Origin of the sequence: Brevibacterium renqingii (genome assembly GCF_017808105.1) — a bacterium.
Classification (GTDB): Bacteria; Actinomycetota; Actinomycetes; order Actinomycetales; family Brevibacteriaceae; genus Brevibacterium; species Brevibacterium renqingii.
The window spans coordinates 42,911-60,719 of record NZ_JADBHF010000014.1 but is presented as its reverse complement, the minus strand read 5'-3'; the positions used below and the strand labels follow the sequence as shown (position 1 = coordinate 60,719).

General features: G+C 67.5%; 17 protein-coding genes. 4 read left to right on the top strand and 13 right to left on the bottom strand.

The annotated features are described in order from the left end of the window. Nucleotides 1–186: 186 nt before the first annotated feature. Together IHE57_RS14005 and IHE57_RS14000 are read left to right on the top strand one after the other, a co-directional pair. Complete coding sequence (locus IHE57_RS14005; RefSeq protein ID WP_209373995.1) at nt 187–1,278, top strand: flavin reductase family protein; 1,092 nt, start codon at nt 187–189, stop codon at nt 1,276–1,278. A 71-nt stretch (nt 1,279–1,349) separates the two neighbouring features. Continuing rightward, nucleotides 1,350–1,739, top strand: a complete 390-nt coding sequence (locus IHE57_RS14000; protein ID WP_209373993.1) for a hypothetical protein — start codon at nt 1,350–1,352, stop codon at nt 1,737–1,739. A 72-nt stretch (nt 1,740–1,811) separates the two neighbouring features. Here the strand turns inward: IHE57_RS14000 and IHE57_RS13995 are convergent, their stop codons facing one another. The 9 genes from IHE57_RS13995 to IHE57_RS13955 all read right to left on the bottom strand — a co-directional run bounded on the left by IHE57_RS13995 (nt 1,812) and on the right by IHE57_RS13955 (nt 11,342). Further along, nucleotides 1,812–3,503: an HAL/PAL/TAL family ammonia-lyase gene (locus IHE57_RS13995; protein ID WP_366933971.1), complete on the bottom strand. Its 1,692-nt coding sequence runs from the start codon at nt 3,501–3,503 to the stop codon at nt 1,812–1,814. A gap of 40 nt (nt 3,504–3,543) precedes the next feature. Then, complete coding sequence (locus IHE57_RS13990; RefSeq protein WP_209373992.1) at nt 3,544–4,782, bottom strand: cytochrome P450; 1,239 nt, start codon at nt 4,780–4,782, stop codon at nt 3,544–3,546. A 180-nt stretch (nt 4,783–4,962) separates the two neighbouring features. Further along, nucleotides 4,963–5,751 (bottom strand): IclR family transcriptional regulator, encoded by a 789-nt coding sequence (locus IHE57_RS13985; RefSeq protein WP_209373990.1) that lies wholly within the window; start codon nt 5,749–5,751, stop codon nt 4,963–4,965. A 53-nt stretch (nt 5,752–5,804) separates the two neighbouring features. Then, complete coding sequence (locus IHE57_RS13980) at nt 5,805–6,833, bottom strand: ArsA family ATPase (RefSeq protein ID WP_209373988.1); 1,029 nt, start codon at nt 6,831–6,833, stop codon at nt 5,805–5,807. Then, nucleotides 6,824–7,126 carry a cory-CC-star protein gene (locus tag IHE57_RS13975; RefSeq protein WP_209373986.1) on the bottom strand — a complete coding sequence of 101 codons (303 nt, stop codon included), beginning with the start codon at nt 7,124–7,126 and terminating at the stop codon, nt 6,824–6,826. The genes IHE57_RS13980 and IHE57_RS13975 overlap by 10 nt, the downstream gene beginning before the upstream one ends. A 7-nt stretch (nt 7,127–7,133) precedes the next feature. Next, entirely contained in the window at nt 7,134–8,861 is a 1,728-nt protein-coding gene (locus IHE57_RS13970; RefSeq protein ID WP_209373985.1) for a carbon starvation CstA family protein, read from the bottom strand. A 200-nt stretch (nt 8,862–9,061) separates the two neighbouring features. Beyond that, nucleotides 9,062–9,820, bottom strand: a complete 759-nt coding sequence (locus tag IHE57_RS13965) for an HpcH/HpaI aldolase family protein (RefSeq protein ID WP_209373983.1) — start codon at nt 9,818–9,820, stop codon at nt 9,062–9,064. A gap of 134 nt (nt 9,821–9,954) precedes the next feature. Further along, nucleotides 9,955–10,506, bottom strand: a complete 552-nt coding sequence (locus IHE57_RS13960) for a dihydrofolate reductase family protein (protein WP_209373981.1) — start codon at nt 10,504–10,506, stop codon at nt 9,955–9,957. Nucleotides 10,507–10,658: 152 nt separating this feature from the next. Beyond that, the gene (locus IHE57_RS13955) at nt 10,659–11,342 is read right to left on the bottom strand and encodes a Crp/Fnr family transcriptional regulator (protein WP_209373979.1); all 684 of its coding nucleotides are present in this window, start codon (nt 11,340–11,342) and stop codon (nt 10,659–10,661) included. Nucleotides 11,343–11,502: 160 nt separating this feature from the next. On the opposite strand from IHE57_RS13955, the gene IHE57_RS13950 reads away from it, so the two are divergent. Together IHE57_RS13950 and IHE57_RS13945 are read left to right on the top strand one after the other, a co-directional pair. Continuing rightward, a complete protein-coding gene (locus tag IHE57_RS13950) occupies nt 11,503–11,736 on the top strand; it encodes a heavy-metal-associated domain-containing protein (protein WP_209326276.1) in 234 nt (77 codons plus the stop codon). 93 nt (nt 11,737–11,829) lie between these two features. Then, entirely contained in the window at nt 11,830–13,827 is a 1,998-nt protein-coding gene (locus IHE57_RS13945; RefSeq protein ID WP_209373977.1) for a heavy metal translocating P-type ATPase, read from the top strand. 27 nt (nt 13,828–13,854) lie between these two features. Here the strand turns inward: IHE57_RS13945 and IHE57_RS13940 are convergent, their stop codons facing one another. The 4 genes from IHE57_RS13940 to IHE57_RS13925 are packed head-to-tail and all read right to left on the bottom strand — an operon-like array spanning nt 13,855 to nt 17,753. Continuing rightward, the gene (locus IHE57_RS13940) at nt 13,855–14,589 is read right to left on the bottom strand and encodes a helix-turn-helix domain-containing protein (protein ID WP_366933970.1); all 735 of its coding nucleotides are present in this window, start codon (nt 14,587–14,589) and stop codon (nt 13,855–13,857) included. Nucleotides 14,590–14,598: 9 nt separating this feature from the next. Continuing rightward, nucleotides 14,599–16,113 (bottom strand): tripartite tricarboxylate transporter permease, encoded by a 1,515-nt coding sequence (locus IHE57_RS13935; protein ID WP_209373975.1) that lies wholly within the window; start codon nt 16,111–16,113, stop codon nt 14,599–14,601. Between the two features lie 9 nt (nt 16,114–16,122). Next, on the bottom strand, nt 16,123–16,689 hold the full coding sequence (locus IHE57_RS13930) for a tripartite tricarboxylate transporter TctB family protein (protein ID WP_209373973.1): 567 nt from the start codon (nt 16,687–16,689) through the stop codon (nt 16,123–16,125). After that, a complete protein-coding gene (locus tag IHE57_RS13925; RefSeq protein ID WP_209373972.1) occupies nt 16,686–17,753 on the bottom strand; it encodes a Bug family tripartite tricarboxylate transporter substrate binding protein in 1,068 nt (355 codons plus the stop codon). Before IHE57_RS13925 ends, IHE57_RS13930 begins: the two co-directional genes overlap by 4 nt. Between the last annotated feature and the right edge of the window lie 56 nt (nt 17,754–17,809).

Here is a 17,809-nt window from a genome sequence, read left to right as displayed (position 1 = left end):
GTGACGGTTGGGCCCACTTTCTGCGAGACCGATCCCCTGCCTCAACCGGGATTCCCAGCCGCTGAGAATGCGGATCGCGACCGCGCTCCGGGCCCGGACACACTGGAACTCAGCGCCTGCCGCAGAGACCGATGGTCCGGTCTCTCCGGCGGAGCTCGACGCGCGAGCAAGAAGGATGGAGGACCAATGACGGCTATTCTCAACGGCAGCCCTGCCCTCGGCGAATTCGACGGCGTCAGCCTCGATATGCTCATCCGCCAGGGCTTCCGCCCCGTTCCCGTCAGCGGGGTCGAAGCTCTCACTCCCGAAGTGCTCGGCATCGAGCTCACCCCCGCCGAGGCGACCGCCGGTCTCGTTCCCGGTTCCCATATCGAGGTGGCCGTTCCCCTGCCCGAGGGCCCCGCCATCCGCCACTACTCCCTCGTCGCCGGCCCAGCAGAGACCCTGAGGATCGCGGTGCTGAGAGAGGACCGGGGCCGGGGAGGTTCAGCCTGGCTGCACGAGCACCTCGCCTCCTGCACCTCGCTCCTCATCCGCGGACCCCGGGACACTTTCGGCTACCGCGGAGTCGGACCGGTGTTCTTCGTCGCCGGCGGCATCGGCATCACTCCTGTGACGGCGATGATCGCTGCGGCCGCCTCGGCGGGTGATGACTGGCACCTGCTCTACATCGGCCGTCGGCAGGAGTCGATGGCCTTCGCCGAGGTCCTTCTCGCCGAACACGGACCCGAGCGGGTGAGCGTGCACATCACCGAGGCGGCCGGTCGACCCGATGCCGCTGCCGCGGTCCGTGAGTGGGCGGCCGGTCGCGGTGGGGAGACGACGGTCTACGTGTGCGGGCCGGTCCCCCTCATGCGGTCTCTCGAGACCGGGTTGGCCGACGATCCCGCCATCGCCGTCATCAGCGAGGATTTCGACGACGCCGCCGACACCTCGGCGAATGTCCGTGAGAGGACGGGGCGTGGCACGGTCGCCTCAGCCAGTGCCCCCATCGCCGGGGCGCAGGGAGAAGACGAGGCCTTCGTCGTCGAGCTCGGTGACGGTTCCGAAGTCGACGTCCCCGCCGGATGTTCGATCATCGAGGCCCTCGGCCGCGCCGGTGTGAGAACGCTGAGTTCGTGCCAGAAGGGCACGTGCGGCACCTGTGAGACGGTCATCCTCGACGGGCAGGCCGACCACCGGGATTCCGTGCTCTCGGCGGAGGAGCATGCGGCGCAGGAGACCATGATGATCTGCGTCTCCCGGGCGTGCGGCACGCGCATCGCGCTCGACCTCTGAGCGGTGCGGCAGCCGTCGCACCCATCGGGTCGGTACCCTGGGAAACAGGTGGCCGGTGGAGAGGACGGACGATGAGCGGTGCGGTAATCGCGGCAGTCGTGTGCCTCCTCGCCCTCCTGCTGCTCATCCATCGCACCGTCGTCTCCAAGCGCACCTATGGTGTGGTGCTCGATCTCTCCGCTGAGGAGGCCGCTGCCATCGTCGAGGCGCACTTCCCACGGGTGACCTGGGTGAAGACCACAGGTCCCGGCCTCATCAACAGGGCGCGGGTGAACAACAGCAACCGGATGCTCATCGTCTCCATCGACGTGCGCGAACACGAGGAATGCGCCGAGGTTCGGGCCTGGGTGTCGAACCGTCGCAGCATCGCCGGCCTCACGGTCGCGGTCGGAGCGCTCAAGGCGCTCCAGATCAGAAACCGACTCCGCCGCCACCCGGCCTGTCTGCGCGACGCGGACTGAACCGCGGGCAGCCTTCGGCCGCGGCGCGCAACCAGACGCTCCGCAGAGGCTGACGTGCGCAGCGGCGCGAACTCAGTCGCTGACCGCTGCGAGCACCGCGCGTTCCTTCACCAGCCCGGCCGCGGTGCGGACCTGCGGGTAGAGGACGACGTCCCGGGTGAGGTGGGCGATCGTCCGGCCCTGCGTGTCCGGGGTCGCCCGCAGCATCGCCTGGACTCTGCGCGCCGCAGTCGAGAGCTCGTCCTCGGACACAGCTGTCCCGTCTGGCCTGCCTGCCTGCACCCGCAGCTCGAGCGCCTGCACCGCCATGAGCAGCTCCACGCCGACGACGACTTCGACGTTCGCGACGATCTGTCGCAGATGCCGGCCGGCGTTGTTCGCCATCGACACGTGATCCTCCTGATTCGCCGAGGTGGGGATCGAGTCCACGGAGTCCGGATGGGCCAGGGTCTTGCAGTCGGAGACGAGTGCTGCGGCGAGGTACTGCGGGAGCATGAACCCGCAGTCGAGGCCGACCTGGTCCGAGTCGACGAGCATGTCCGGCAGACCCCGGTTGAGGGTGCCGTCGTCGAGGCGGAAGATCCGCCTTTCGGTGATGTTGCCGATCTCGGTCGCGGCGATCGAGAGGAAGTCTGCAGCGAAGGCGACGTACTCGGCGTGGAAGTTGCCTCCCGAGACCGCTTTGAGATCCCGGTCGAGATCGGGGAAGACGAGCGGATTGTCCGTCGCAGCGTTGATCTCCCGTTCGATGATGCCGAAGGCGAAGTCGAGCGTGTCCGCAATCGGACCGAACACCTGCGGCACGCAGCGCAGCGAGTACGCGTCCTGGGGCGGCTGACGGACGGGGTCGTTGTCCCGGTCGCCGGTGATGAGACGGGAATCGTGCATATAGCCGCGCATCCGCTCGGCCACGGCGATCTGCCCCTTCTGACCCCTGGCCTGGTGGAGCTCGGCGATGAAGGCGTCCCCGAACCCGAGGAGGGCTTCGATCGACAGGCAAGCGGTCACCTCAGCGGTGTGCAGCGCGCCCTGGACGTCCCAGGCGGCGAGCGCCGTCTGTGCCAGGGAGAAGGATGTGCCGTTGAGCAGTGCGAGACCGTCTTTGGCCCCGACGGGAATGCGGTCGAGACCGGCCGCAGCCATCGCCTCATGCCCGGTGACGATGCGTCCGTCGAGGATCGCCTCTCCCGAGTTCTCCGGCTCCGTGCTGCTGTCTGGAGCAGTCGTGAGCACAAGGGCGATATGGGCCAAGGGAATGAGATCGCCCGAGGCGCCCAGAGACCCGTACTCGGGCACGGCCGGCCACACGTCGGCGTTGAGCATGGCGACGAGTCCTTCGATGAGCGCCCATTGGATCGCCGAATGGCCCTGGGTCAGCGAGATGACGCGGATGAACATCGTCGCCCGCACGACCTCCTCGTCGACGATGCGGCCGACTCCCGAGGCATCGGCGAGGATGAGCCGTCGGGAGAGCTCGGCCGCGTCATCGGCCGAGGGGAAGGCCTTCCGTCCTGCCAGAGAGCCGAATCCGGTGTTGACCGAGTAGATCGCCTCGACAGGTTCCCCGGCGCGCATGCGCTCGATGACGTCCTCGAGCCACTTCCGCGACTTCGCGCAGTGCTGTTCTAGCTCAGGGTCGAGGCGGATGCGTCGCCGGAAGCGAGCCACGTCGACGAGGTCACTCAGGCTCGCAGGGTCGAGTCCGATGACGAGTTCGTCGCCGGGGAATTCCTCGCGGGTGCAGGCGGAAGCAGTATCGATCACATCGGTTCCTCTCGTTCGGGGCGGGTGGTTGCTGCTGTGCTCAGGCCGCTCGGGCGCGCAGCGGTACGGAGGCGTAGCTCTGCAGTGTCGTGTGGACGAGGCGGGTCGCGGGCCCGGCGGTCTCGAGGGAGGCGACCCGGGTGACGAAGGCCGAGAGCAGGGCGTCCATCTCCATCCGGGAGATCGGCTGCCCGACGCATTGGTGGATGCCCATGCCGAAGGTGAGGTGGCCGCTGGAGTCCCTGTCGAATCGGTAGACGTCGGCATCGGCGCCCCATCTCTCCTCATCGCGATTCGCACTGCCGGGGAAGACGAGCACCTTGGTCTCTGCCGGGATCTCCACCCCGGACAGCACCGTGTCGCGCGACGTCGTGCGGTAGAAAGCGTAGAAGGGGCTTTCGAAGCGGAATGATTCGTCGATTGCGAAGCGCACCAGCCGAGGATCGGCATGGACCTTCGCGTACTGCTCCGGGTGCGTGGCCAGTGTGTGCAGCGTATTCGTGATCGCGAAGATCGTCGTATCCAAGCCAGCCGAGAGCAGGGCCCTGACCAGCAGCGTCGCCTCCTCCGGGGAGATGTCGCCGGAGTCGGCGAACTCCCACAGCTGGGCTCCCATGCCCGAGGGATCGAGGACTTCGCGGGCGCAGTTGTCTAGCACCCAGTCGTAGGTGCCTGCGGAGTCGGCGATCCAGCGCTGGGCGATCTCATTCTGCGGCCCGAAGGTCGCGAAGTTCGCGGCACCCTGCACCAGCAGATTCTCCGCCCGCCCTGAGCGCGGGATGCCGACCGCGTCGCCGAAGACTCGCAGCACGAACTGCTCGGCGAGGCGAGCGGCATCGAACTCGCCGTCTTCGGTCGACAGCACCTCGTCGATGACGGTCTTCGCATAGGTCGCGAAGTCCTTCCTGCGAGGACGCAGACGTTTCGGGGTGATGACGCCGTCCATGGCTGCGCGCATGCGAGTGTGGATGGGCGGGTCGACCTCGAGGATCCCGGGCTTTCGCAGAGGCGGATTGTGGTGGATGTTGACGCTGCCGACCCCGGCGCCGGAGATGAACGTTCGGTGGTCTTCGAGGATCTCCCGCACTTCGGCATCGCGCCCGAAGGCCGGAACGCCGTACATGCTCAGCCAAGCGGCCGGACCGGCCTGACGGAGTCGGCGCATGAACGGGTACGGATCGGCGAGGTTCTCCCGCGAATACGGGTCCTCGTCGATGACCGGGACATCGAGTGCCGTGATGGCGTCCGTCGCCGTCGGATGTGCCGATGCGCTCCCCATGAAAGACCTCCGTTGCTCGTTCGCAGGCGAATCGCCCTCCTGCCGTTCCGCGTCGTTGCCGGGACGGTGGGTATGTGCGATGCGCTCTCCTGCAGATTAGGAACTCACGAGGAATCGAGCCAGTCGGATTCTCAGCCCGTGGGAACGCGTGGGCGGGTCTGCAGCGGTCGAGCCCAGCTCTCAGCACACCTCGCTCAGTGCCGTCTGCAGCTCCTCGACCGCCTCGGTGAGCAGAGGCTTGAGGGAAGTCGCCGTCGCATTTCCGAAGCGTTCGGAGTGGCCTGCCAGGGTCAGCGAGCACAGCACCTCCCCGCGGACGATGACGGGACAGGAGAGCGCGTTCGCCCCGGAGCGCAGCTCGGACTGGGAGTAGGCGAATCCGCTGCTGCGGATCTGGCGGAGGGATCCGAGGAGCTTCTCCTCCGGATGGGACGACTCGGCGGCCACCTCGGCGATGATCTGGGACGGGGCGTGGGCCAGCAGCACGCGCTGGCCCGCCCCGCGATCGAGCGGGAGGACTTCGTAGATCCGGAAGGCGATGTCGGCATCTTCGTCAGGCGCGAACTGCCGCAGGCACACGGCGTTGCGCCCCTCTCGGACGGCGAGCACTGAGGTTCGGCCGCTGCGGGCGCTGAGCCGGCGGAGGAACCGGTGTCCGACTTCGAGCAGATGGGACCGCGTGGCGTTGCCTCCGGACCAGGAGCTCAGCCGGGAGCTGGGCAGGTAGCGGCCGCCGAACTCCTCGACGAGGTCGAACTCGCGCAGGGTCTTGAGGTACCGATAGGTCGTGGACAGGGGCAGGTCGAGCTCGGCCGCCAGCTGCTTCGCATTGGTCTCCCCGGTCTCCGCGACGCTCGAGAGGATGCGCAGTCCCCGTACGAGCGCGGTGTCGCGAGCAGACTCATCGCCTGCCGAGACGCTCCGCTGTTCGGATTGCGCTCCCCTGTCATCTGTCGGCCGCTCTGCCATCCGTACCCCTCGCCTCGTGAACCGTCGGAGGTGGTCATCCACGGTCAAGGAGATCATAACCCGGCTTCCGTTCCGCCTCTGCCCGTTCCCGTCTCTCGGGCCAGGAGATCGGCCAACTGACGGACCGCCTCGGCGCCGGTGAGCTCACCGGGCAGCAAGGGAAGCTCGGCCACTGGCAGCGGGTCGACGGCGGCGTGCAGCTGCCTCAGCTGCTCGTCTTCCAAAGCGCGACGGGCGGCGAGAAACTCTCCGGAGTCTGCCGGGGAGAGACGGTTGACGACGATGCCGGTGAGATCGACATCGAGCTCGCGCAGCTGCCGTACCAGGACGAGGGTCTCGGCGACCGGCAGCCGCTCGGCGAGTGTGGTGATGAGGAAGCCGGTCTGCCCGGCATCGGCGATGGTGCTGCGCAGCAGGGCGAAGCGGTCGCGTCGGGACAGCAGGGTGCGACGCATCTGGGCGTCGGGGCCGGGAGTCTCCTCCTTCGGGCTGACGAGTGAGCGAGCCGCGGCGGCGAAGCGCTCCGAGCGGTCGCGGTTGGCCACCAGCGATTCGGCCCAGCCGGTCAGTCGCTCGGGCAGGGACAGCAGATGGACGGTGTGCCCTGTGGGCGCGGTGTCGAAGATGACGAGGTCATAGACGCCCATCGCCTCTTCGCAGATCACAGCGATCCGCTCGAGGACGGCCGATTCGTGGCTGCCGGGCGCCGTCTTCGCCGTCCGCAGATGGTCACGCGCGGCAGCGTGCGTACGTTCGGGCAGCATCCGCCGCATCATCGCTTCGACTATGGCGAAGTGCGCGTCGATCGTTGCCTGCGGATCGACTTCGATGGCGTCGACGAAGCCGGGCCCCGCCTCGTCGACGGTGGCGGTCTCGGCCGTGTAGACGCGCCGGGCCTCGTCGGCGAGCTCCGTGCGCCAGATATCGCCGAGGTTGTGCGCCGGGTCCGTCGACACCAGCAGCACGCGGCCGCCGTCGAGGGCGCGCGCCATCGCCAGCCCCGAGGACACCGAGGTCTTTCCCGTACCGCCCTTGCCGCCGACGAAGAGGAGACGCCGCGAGCGTGCGATGTCTAGCAGCATGCGATGTGATCCAGCGGCGATCGGGGCAGCCCCATGCGTCTGTGCCAGGCGTGGAAGTCGTCCCAGAGGGCGGGCATGAGCTCGGCCGTGTAGTAAGCGGCAGGGTCCGGGACGCCGAGGGCCTCGCCGAGGACGACGACGGAGAAGAAGTCGTCCTCGGCCTGCTGCTCCCGCTTGAGCGTCTGCCGGTAGGGGCCGACGTAGAACTCGAGCAGCCCTTCCCGGAATGCCGCCCATTTCTCGGGCAGGGCCTGAAGACGGCGGGTGATCAGCTCTGCAATGCTGTCTGCCATGAAGGGATCAGACGTTCTCTCGCGTCGCCGCCAATTTCTCGTCCGCGTCGGGTTCTTCCTGGGGCTCTCGGTAGGCTCGGCGCATCGCGAGGAAGGCCTCGACGGCGACCCAGATGCTGGCGATGATGATGACCACGTCGAGTGCGAAGAGCAGCCAGTCGGTGGAGCCGGGGGTGGCGAAGCTGACGAGCTGATCTATAGCCGCCCAGAACGACATGACGAAGACGATGACCAGCGGGATTATCGCCGGCAGCGGGCTGCGCCGCTTGCGGATGAGGATGACGGCGATGATCGCCAGCGACAGGGAGGCCATGAGCTGGTTGGTCGTGCCGAACAGCGGCCAGATGCGCAGTCCGCCCTCTCCGCCGAGCCCCTGGGAGAACGTCAGCCCGAGGCCGATGACGACGACGAGCAGAGTCGCGGGGACGTTGCTGATGCGCAGCTTCACGGTTTCGCCGATCTCCTGGATGACGAAGCGCAGGAGACGCATTCCCGTGTCCATGGTCGTGGCCGCGAACAGCACGGCCATCGTCGCCAGGACAGTCGCGGACAGGGAGGCGGGCAGTCCGAGGCCGTTCTCCATGAGGGCTCCTCCGCCCTGGACGAAGGCCTCCACGCCTCCCTCGCCGAAGGCTGAGTAGATCTCCTTCCAGGCGGCGGTGGACTTGATGCCGCCGATGACCGCGAGGATCGTTCCCAGCGACAGCAGGCCTTCGCCCACCGCACCGAAGTAGCCGACGAAACGAGCGTCGGTCTCCTTGTCCAGCTGCTTCGAGCTGGTGCCGGAGGCGACCATGCCGTGGAAGCCGGAGATGGCTCCGCAGGCGATCGTGACGAACAGCAGGGGGACCATGCTGGGCGTGCCCTCCGGCACATTGGTGTTGATGGCCGGGGCGACGATCTCAGGCTTGACCGCGGAGAAGAGCGTAGCGGTGAGCACCGAGCCGAACAGGAGGATGAGGCCGATGAACAGCTGGACGCCGTTGATGTAGTCGCGCGGCTGCAGCAGCACCCACACCGGCAGCAGCGAAGCGATGGCGCCGTAGACGAAGAGCGTGACGATCCAGAAGGTCGCGGGGCTCATGCCCAGGAACGATTCGGGCAGGACCACGGGGACGCTGTTGCCGAGGACGATGAGTCCGTAGAGGAGGACGACTCCGATGACGGTGACGGGGATCAGCGGGATGCGCAGACGGTAGACGCAGAGTCCGACGAGCAGCGCCACGACGATCGCGCCCCAGGTCGGGATGACTGCGGTCGGCGTGCTGATGAGGAGGTTCTTGATGACCACGGCGAAGGCCGCGATGACCATGAGCAGCAGCAGGAAGATGACGATGAGGAAGAGGTTCGCCCCGCGTTTGCCGATATAGCGCGATGACAGGGCACCGATCGAGCGGCCCTTGTTCCGGGCTGAGGCCCAGAGGGTCCCGAAGTCGTGCATACCTGCGAAGAAGACCGTTCCGATGGTCACCCACAGCAGAGCCGGCAGCCATCCCCAGATGACGGCGATGGCGGGGCCGACGATCGGCGCGGCACCGGCGACCGAGGTGAAGTGGTGGCCCCAGAGGATGTACTTGTTCGTCGGAACGTAGTCGACACCGTCGTTGAGTTCATGCGCGGGCGTGGTGAATGCGTCATTGAGCTTGAAGATCCTGCGACCGAGGAACTTCGAGTACAGGAGGTAGCCGGCGACGAATATGGCCAATCCGACGAGCATGATGAATAGGGAACCCATGAGGCTCCTCCCTTCGCGATGCACCGCTGCACCGCCCAGAACTCACAGTTGTTTGTCGTCCGATCTTATCATTTCCTGTGAGTTGCCTCGCAGTCGTCTCTCAGCGCCAGCACAGTATGCGTCCGGGGGGCTGAGCGGCTCTCAGCGGCCCTTCGACCCTGGGCGCCGAGTCCGCACCGAGCTCACTCCCGCGCGGCAGCTTACGCCCGCGCAGTGGCCAGATCCTCCCGCAGCGCCCGGCCTGCCGCACCGATGTCTCCCGCCGAGGTGATGAAGCGGAAGCCCTGCTCCTTGCGCAGCTTGGCTTCCGCACCGTCGCCGCAGTGGATGCCGGGGATGAGCCCGGCATCATCGGCGGCAGAGCGAATCCGCACGAGCGCCTCGGCGTGGGCGTCGTTCGGCTGCCCCGGCAGGGCACCGACGGCGAAGGCGAGGTCGGCGGGTCCCACGTAGACTCCGTCGATTCCCCGCACGGCGCAGATGTCCTCGACGGCAGCGAGGCCGTCAGCGTTCTCGATCATGACGAACAGCAGCGGACGCTCGTCCCGAGTGTCCTGGACCGCGCCCAGCATCAGCTCGGCGGTCGGTCCCCAGGACCGGTCGCCTCCGCGGCTGGGATAGTCGAGTGCGTGGACGGCCGCCTCCGCCTCGGCGACGGAGGACACGAGGGGTACGATGATCGCTTCGACGCCGGCGTCGGCGAGCGCACCGATCTCGGTGAACCGGTTCGCCGCGACCCGCGCGATGACGAGCGCGGGGCCGCTGGCTCGCAAGGCATCGGTCATCCGCAGCACATCGGTGGGGCGGACCAGTCCGTGCTGCAGGTCGAGGCAGACATAGTCGAATCCGGCCGCCGCTCCGATCTTCGCGAGCTCCGGACTCGTCGACATCATCCACAGTCCGTTGTAGATCTCCCCCGCGCGCAGGCGGGCCCGATGGTTCTCGATCGCTGCAGTCATGCCTGCATCGAACCACGGAACCTCTCACCTGCGCCAGAACTGCCCGGCATCCGGATGGACAACTTCGCCGAGGCGGTCCGACCTTGCGTTCGGACGGTGGGGCCGCCTCGGCGAGGGACCCTGCCGGGACTTGCTCAACCGTCCTCGAGAAGAGGGCCGATGACGCGGTGGCGGGCGATGACGAAGGGATCGCTGTGTCCGACTTCGATGAGTTCGAGATCGAGCCGACGGGGCAGCAGCGGGCGGCCCTTGCCGAGGGTTACCGGTGCCGTCCAGGTGATGATCTCGTCGAGGAATCCCTCGTCGGCGAACTGCCCGGCGAGGTCTCCCCCGCCCATCACCCACAGATCGTGGTCGCCGGTGGCCGTGCACATCTCGACATAGTGGTCGGCGACCGACCCTTGAGCGAAGCGGATATCGGGTTTCTCTCCGTCCTCGCCTGATTCGGGCAGCGCTGAGTTCCGGTGGGTCATCACCCATGTGGGCATCGAGTACGGCCACGGTCCGTCGAGGTTGCGCAGCAGCCATTCGTACGTCGTCGCTCCCATGACGATCGCGCCGACGCCTTCGAAGAAGCCGTCGTCGGGCTGTTCCTCGGTCTGCCGCAGCAGCCACTCGAGCGAATCGTTCGGATCGGCGATGAATCCGTCGAGCGTGGTCGCGGTGTAGTAGACGGTGCGTGGCACGATGCGGTGTCCTCCTATGACTGCCACGCCCGTCGGTGACGCTGGACGTGCTCGGCAGAATCGATATCGGTCTCCCTGCATCCTATTTCGCCGGACTGACTCCATGTGTGAACATCTCGCTCCGGTGTCCGGGCACTGCCGCCGGCGCGGGTCTATCGAGGCGTTGCGACGCGTTCGAGCCCGTCGATGTCGAGGATCCTGACGTTTCGACGCCCGTCGAGTTCGATGAGCCCGGAGGCAGAGAGCGCTGCGAGGCGCCGGCTCAAGGTCTCCGGGGTAGTCCCGAGGTATGCGGCGATCTCCTGTTTCGCCATCGGCAGTGTCACTGTGACTGTTCCCTCCCGCATGCTGCCGGGCAGGTCCAGGAGGTAGGCAGCGACGCGGGCAGTGACATCGCTGGAGGTGATGGCGGCCAGGAGCCGCTCCACGGAGGACAGCCGGTCGGAGAGTGTCCGCAGCATCCGCTGGCTGATGTCGGGGTATTCACGCAGAAGCGCTGCGAGGTCGCTGTGGTCGAAGACGCACATCCTGCTGTCTTCCAGCGCGACTGCGAGGTCGTTCGAGCGATGGCCGGTCAGGAAGGCCCGTTCGCCCACGACATCGCCATCGGTCACCGTTCGCAGGATCTGTTCCTGACCATTGGCGGACTCATGGCTGATCTTGACCTGTCCGCTGTGCATCACCAGCAGGCGTGAGACCGGCTGTCCGGGGCCGTAGACGATCTCCCCTTTGGCGGCGAGTATCGGCCGGGCGAAGTCCGCGACGCGCAGCTGTTCCTGGAGGGTGAGACCTTGGAAGATCGGGACGCGGGTGACGCACAGATCACGCTCGGACATGCTCCGAGCCTATCTCACGCGGGCGCGAGACCGTCGCAGACCCTGTCGGCAGAGCTCACCAGGGCGGAGCAGTGCGAACTTGATCCAGGTCAAGGAGTCCGCGGCGCGGCGAACCTACATTGAAGGTGTCAAGAAGGAACAACAGTGAAAGGACTCCGCAATGACCAACGCGACCACCACCCACACCATCCTGCGGGCCGAAGGATTCTCCTGCCCCTCCTGCGTGGCCAAGATCGAGAAGCAGGTCGGACGCCTGAAGGGTGTCGAGAACGTGAAGGTCCATTTCGCCTCCGCGCGCATCGAGGTCGACCACGACATCGAACGCGTTTCGGTCGAGGACATTGTCACCGCCATCGCGAAGGCCGGCTACAAGGCCGCTCCCACGGCCTTCTGAGGCCAGCGGGCCCCTGCGGGGGCCCGCACGCCTCTCTGCTCATTCCAACCTGCCGGCCCGCCGGCTCCAGATCCAGAAAGGTCGTACCCGAAAGTGAACAGGCTCCAGAAATGGGTCCACGGGAACTGGTCGGTTCCCGTCGTGTCCGGCATGCTCATCATCATCTCCTTCGCCATCCGGTGGCTGGGCGGCGCCGGTGATCCCACCGTCGGCCGGCAATGGTGGCTCGATGCCGGCGCCCACGCCACGCATGCCGGCGGGGTCTTCACCCTCGGCGACGTGCTGATGATCGCCGCGGCCGTGGTCGCCGGCTACGGAATCGCGGTCAAAGCGGTTCGCGCACTGATCGCCAAGGTCATCGGCATCGACCTGCTCGTGTCCGTCGCAGCCATCGGCGCGGTCATCATCGGCAACTTCTGGGAGGCCGCGGCGGTGACGTTCCTGTTCGCGGTCGGCCACGCGCTGGAGGCCGCGACCCTCAACAAGACGCGTTCGGCACTGGCCGAGCTCGTCGCCGTCGCCCCGGATTCCGCGATCGTCGTGCGCGATGGTGAGCAGCAGGAGATTCCCGCCGGCCAGGTGAGGATGGGCGAGATCGTCCTCGTCAAGAACGGCGCGAAGGTGCCGGTGGACGGCCAGGTCGTCTCTGGCACCGGAGCCATCGATGAGGCCTCGATCACCGGCGAGTCGATCCCGGTGGAGAAGGCCAAGGGCGGGCAGGTCTTCGCCGGCACCGTCTCCCGTGGCGGGTTTCTGCAGGTGCTGGCCACCGGCATCGGTGCCGACACCACCTTGGCGCGGATCATCCATCGGGTGGAGGAAGCCCAGGACGCCAAGGCCCGCACGCAGGCGTTCATCGACCGCTTCTCCGGCTGGTACACCCCCGCGGTCATGGTTCTGGCCCTGGTGGCCTGGCTCATCTCCGGTGACGTGGTCCTGGCTCTGACCCTGCTGGTCATCGGCTGCCCCGGTGCCCTGGTGATCTCCATCCCGGTCGCGATCGTGGCCGGCATCGGCCGCGCCGCCCGCACCGGCATCCTGATCAAGGGCGGCGAGTTCCTGGAGACCTCGGCGAAGATCTCCGCCGTCGCTGTGGACAAGACCGGCACCCTCACCGAGGGGCGTCCTCAGCTGACCGACGTGATCGTGCTGGATTCGAGCCTGGAGCGCAGCGAGGTGCTGCGCTGGGCGGCGGATGCGGAGGCCGGCTCCGAACACCCGCTGGCCCGTCCCATCCTGGAGACCGCCCAGGCGGATGGAGTGGGCCCGCGCGGCATTCCCGGCACCGTCACCCCGGTCCCCGGCAAGGGCATCGTCTCGGATATCGAGGGCCGCCGGGTGCTGATCGGCAACCCGCCGCTGCTGGCCCAGTTCGGCATCGCCGACGACGGCAGCGCTGCTCGCACGGCCGAAGCGCTGGCCGCCGACGGCAAGACTCCGATGATCGTGGCTGTCGACGACCGGGTCATCGGCGTCGTGGCCGTCGCCGATCAGATCCGCCCGGATGCGCCCGAGATGGTCGCCCGCCTCCACCGGGCCGGCGTGAAGAAAGTGGTCATGCTCACCGGTGACACCCGGCTGGTGGCCGAGGCCATCGGCAAGGCCACCGGCATCGACGAGATCCACGCTTCCCTGCTTCCCGAGGACAAGCTGGACGTGGTCGCGCGGCTGCAGAAGGAAGGCCACACCATCGCCATGGTCGGCGACGGCGTCAACGACGCCCCGGCCCTGGCCACCGCGGACATCGGCGTGGCCATGGGAGCCGCCGGCTCGGCCGTGGCGGTGGAGACCGCAGACATCGCTCTGATGGGCGACAATCTGCTGAAGCTGCCGGAAGCCATCGGCCTGGCCAAACGGACCGCGTCCGTGATGCGGCAGAACATCGGGATCGCCCTGGTCACGGTGGTGGTGCTGCTGGCCGGCGTCTTCGCCGGCGGGGTGACGATGTCGATCGGCATGCTGGTCCATGAAGCTTCCGTGCTGGTGGTCATCGCCAACGCGATGCGGCTGCTGCGCAGCACACGAGGCTCCGCAGCGGCGCCGGAGAAGGAGAGGCCCACTCCGACGGCGGCGCAGCCCGCGAACGCCTGATGCCACCGGCAGGCTCCGGCCGCGCGTCTACTCCCCCGCCTGTCTCCTCGCGCCGAGGGCCAGGCGGGCGATGTCGCGCAGCACTCCGAGCTCCTCGTTGCCCTCGAGCAGCGCCCGCAGCTCGCCCGCGGCCTGGGCGAGCAGGGTGCGATAGGCGCCGGCGACGTTCTCCGGCTCCCGGGTCAGCGGATAGGACACGCAGAGGGCGAACACATTCGCCCCGACGGTGAACGCGACACTCGCCGAGGCGGTCCCCGCCACCCGCGCCTGCTTCGTCGCGTAGAACTCCGCGGGATTGCCCGGACCGCACAGCGCCAGCGCGGCAGAACCGCCGTCGACCAGCGGCAGGACGGTTCCGACACCCCGGGAGACCCGCAGCTCGTGGTCTGCCTCGACGTTGCGCACGCACACCCGGTCCTCGCCGACCCGGATCCACAGCTGCACGGACTCTCCGGTCATCGACCGCAGATACTCGAGCACGGAGTTCGTCGTGGCGATGCTGCGCCGACCGGGGAAAGGGCCCAGCCGCAGCAGTCCGGACGAATCGCGGACGATGAATCTGTGTGCCCGCAGATCGGCCAGCAGCCGGTAGGTCGTCGACTTCGAGTATCCGAGCCGCCGGCACATCTCCGCGGCGGTCATCGGCTCGTCCTGCAGGGCAGCGAGGATCGCAGCGCTGCGATCGATGACGCCGATCTCCGGCAACGGCTTCTCAGCGGCGTCCCTCATGCCCGCCCCTTCCCACACGTCGGCATTTTCCACACGTCGACATTACGACACCGTGACGTCGGCGAGCAGCTGCCGTCTGCTCACCCACCAGCGGAAGAGCATCGGTCCCACGATGCCCGCCACCATGAGGATGATGATCGACAGGGACACCGGCCGGGTGACCAGGGGTGCGAACGAGCCTCCGGAGATCTGGAGCATGCGCCGGAAGTTGTCCTCGAGCAGCGGCACGAGCACGAGTGCGAGGATCGCCGGCGCCAACGGGATGCCGCCTTTCTCCATGAGGTAGCCGGTGATGCCGAAGATGCCGAGCATCATCAGCCCGAAGAGGCTGAACTCGATGGCGTAGGCGCCGATGACGACGAGCACGAGGATCGCGGAGAAGAGGATCTCCTTGGGCATCTTGAGCAGTTTGACGAAGACCCCGACCAGCGGCAGGTTGAGGATGATGAGCGCGATGTTGCCGATGTACATGCTCGCGATGATCGTCCAGATCAGACCTGTCTCGTCGCGGAAGATCAGCGGTCCCGGCTGCAGCCCGTACATCGTGAACACGAACAGCAGCAGCGCCGTCGTCGCCGAACCGGGGATGCCGAGGCTGAACAGCGGGATCATCGCACCGCCGACGCCGGCATTGTTCGCGGCTTCGGGGCCGGCCACGCCTTCGATGGCTCCGTGTCCGAACTCCTCCTTCCGCTTCGAGATCCGCTTCTCCATGATGTAGGACATGAAGGACGCCAGCGACGGGCCGACGCCGGGCAGGATGCCGATGATGAAGCCGAGCACCGAACCGCGCGCCCAGGGCCCGGCCGAGCGCTGCCAATCCTGCCGTGTCATCCACTTGTCCTCGCCGAAGCTCTGGATCGTCTCCTTCGCCCCGCGCCCGAGTGCGAGGTTGCGGATCGCCTCGGGGATGGCGAAGAGCGCCATCGCGAAGATCGTGAAGTCCACGCCGTCGGAGAGCAGGTCGATGCCGAAGGTCTGCCGAGGCAGCCCGGTCTGGAAGTCGAGGCCGATGAGGCCGACGGCCAGTCCGATGAAGATCGAGATGAGCGCCTTGGCCCGCGATCCCGCCGACATCGTCGACGCGAGCAGCAGAGCGGTGGCCATGAGCAGGAAGTATTCGGTGGCGCCGAAAACGTTCGCGAGCTTGACGAGCAGCGGCGACAGGAACGTCAGTCCGATGATCGCCAGGGTGCCGGCGAGGAACGACCCGATCGCCGCGGTCGCCAGCGCCGCCTTGCCCCGGCCTCGGCGGGCCATCTCATAGCCTTCGATCGCGGTCACCGCGCTGGCGACCTCACCTGGGGTCTTGATGAGCGTGGCGGTGATCGACCCGCCGTACATCGACCCGTAGTAGATGCCGCAGAGCAGGATGAGTCCGTGCACGGGCTCCATGCCGAAGGAGACCGGGATGAGGATCGCGATCGCCGAGATCGGTCCGATTCCGGGCAGCACCCCGACGACGGTGCCCAGGAGCACGCCGAGGAGGGCGAAGGCGAGGCTGGCCGGTTCCAGCGCCGAGGCGAAGCCGCCTCCCAGATCGATGAGAGTGTCCATTCCCGCCCCCTAGCCCAGGATCCCGACCGGCAGGTACACGGCGAGTCCGTAGACGAAGGCACCATAGACGATGACGGCGAAGACGACGGAGAAGATGAGGTTGCGGATCCACTTCTCGGGCGCATAGATGCTGGTCAGCCCCATGAGGAAGGCCGCAGTCGAGAGCAGGAAGCCGACCGGGATGAGGATGGCCAGATAGACGAAGAAGAGCGCGAACTGGAACACGACCTTCCGCGTCGCCGGCTCCGGCGGCGCTTCGAGGGTGACCCCGCCGCGCGGTTCGTGCGGATCTGCAGCCTCCCCCGCCGAGGCGGCCGCGCCGTCCCCGATCCCCACGCCGGGGGCGTCGCCGACCCCGGGCCCCGCCTCGGCGAGGGCGGTCTTCCGGGCCCTGTACACGGCCTGGCCGGCGAGGAAGAGGCCGAGCACGATCAGCGCGATGCCCACGATCGCGGGGAAGGTGCGCGGGGTGACGATGTTCGCGGTCTCCTGGATGGAGAACGTCGCGATGTAGTAGACCGCACCGATGACGGCGATGACGCCGCCGGTGATGAGGTCGGTGCGCTGCGCGGTCATTCGCCGTTGCCCAGATCGGTTTCCTTGACGCCTTCCTCGACCGTCTTCGCGGCCTCGTCGACGTAGGCCTGTGCATCGTCGCCGGTGCGGAACTCCTCGGCCCACTGGTTGTTCTTCAGCGTCTCCTTCCAGGTGTCCGTCTCGCTCATGTCGTCCAGCGCCTTGGCCCAGAAGTCCACGGCCTCATCGGGCATCTCGGCGGGGCCGAACACGCCGCGCCAATTGCCGAGAGTGACGTCGTAGCCGGAGTCCTTGGCTGTGGGCACCGAGCCGAAGGGTGCGGCCAGGGGCTTCTCGGCGAAGGTCACGAGAGGTTTGATGTCCCCGGATTCGAGCACCGAACGGAACTCGCTCATGCCGGCGATCGCGACCTTCGCATCCCCGTTGAGCATGGCCGTGGTCTGTTCGCCGCCGCCGTCGTAGTTGACGAAGTTGATGTCGGCCGGGTCGATGCCGGCTTCCTCGGCGAACAGCGCAAACGGCAGCGTGTCGTCGCCGGCGGCCGCGACGGTGACCTTCTGCGGGTCGTCCTTGAGCGCCTTGACCAGGGCGTCGAGGTCCTTGAAGTCTCCGTCCTCGGGGGTCACGACCATGAAGTCCTCGACGTAGAGGGTGGCGATGAGTGTGGTGTCCTCGGGACCGTATTCGCACAGGCCGCGGGCCTTCATCGTCTGGCTGGCCAGGGAGGTGACGGCGATCTGGTCGTCCTTGCCCTTCTCCTGCTGCATCATCGAGGTGATCCAGGAGCAGCCGGTGCCGCCGGGCTTGTTCTGCACGGGCAGCGGGGTGCTCACGATGTCCTCCTGCTGGAGGGCTTCGACCATCGCGCGCGCCGTGGTGTCCCATCCGGAGCCGGGTTCGGCCGGTGCGGTGACCGTGACCGGTCCCTTCGGATAGTCCCCGCCCTCACCGGGCGGCTGCGCCTTGTTGCCGCAGGCGGTGGCCACGAGGGCGAGGCCCGCGAGGACCGCCCCGACTCCGACTGCGCGTGTGCGGACGCTCCTCTTCGTCTCCGCACCCGCCGAGGCGGCCCGCCGAGTGCGCGTGATCATCGTCGATCGCATGTGTCTTCCCCTTTGTTCAGTTGTCGCCGAGTGTTCTGGTGTCGCTGGTTGTTCCG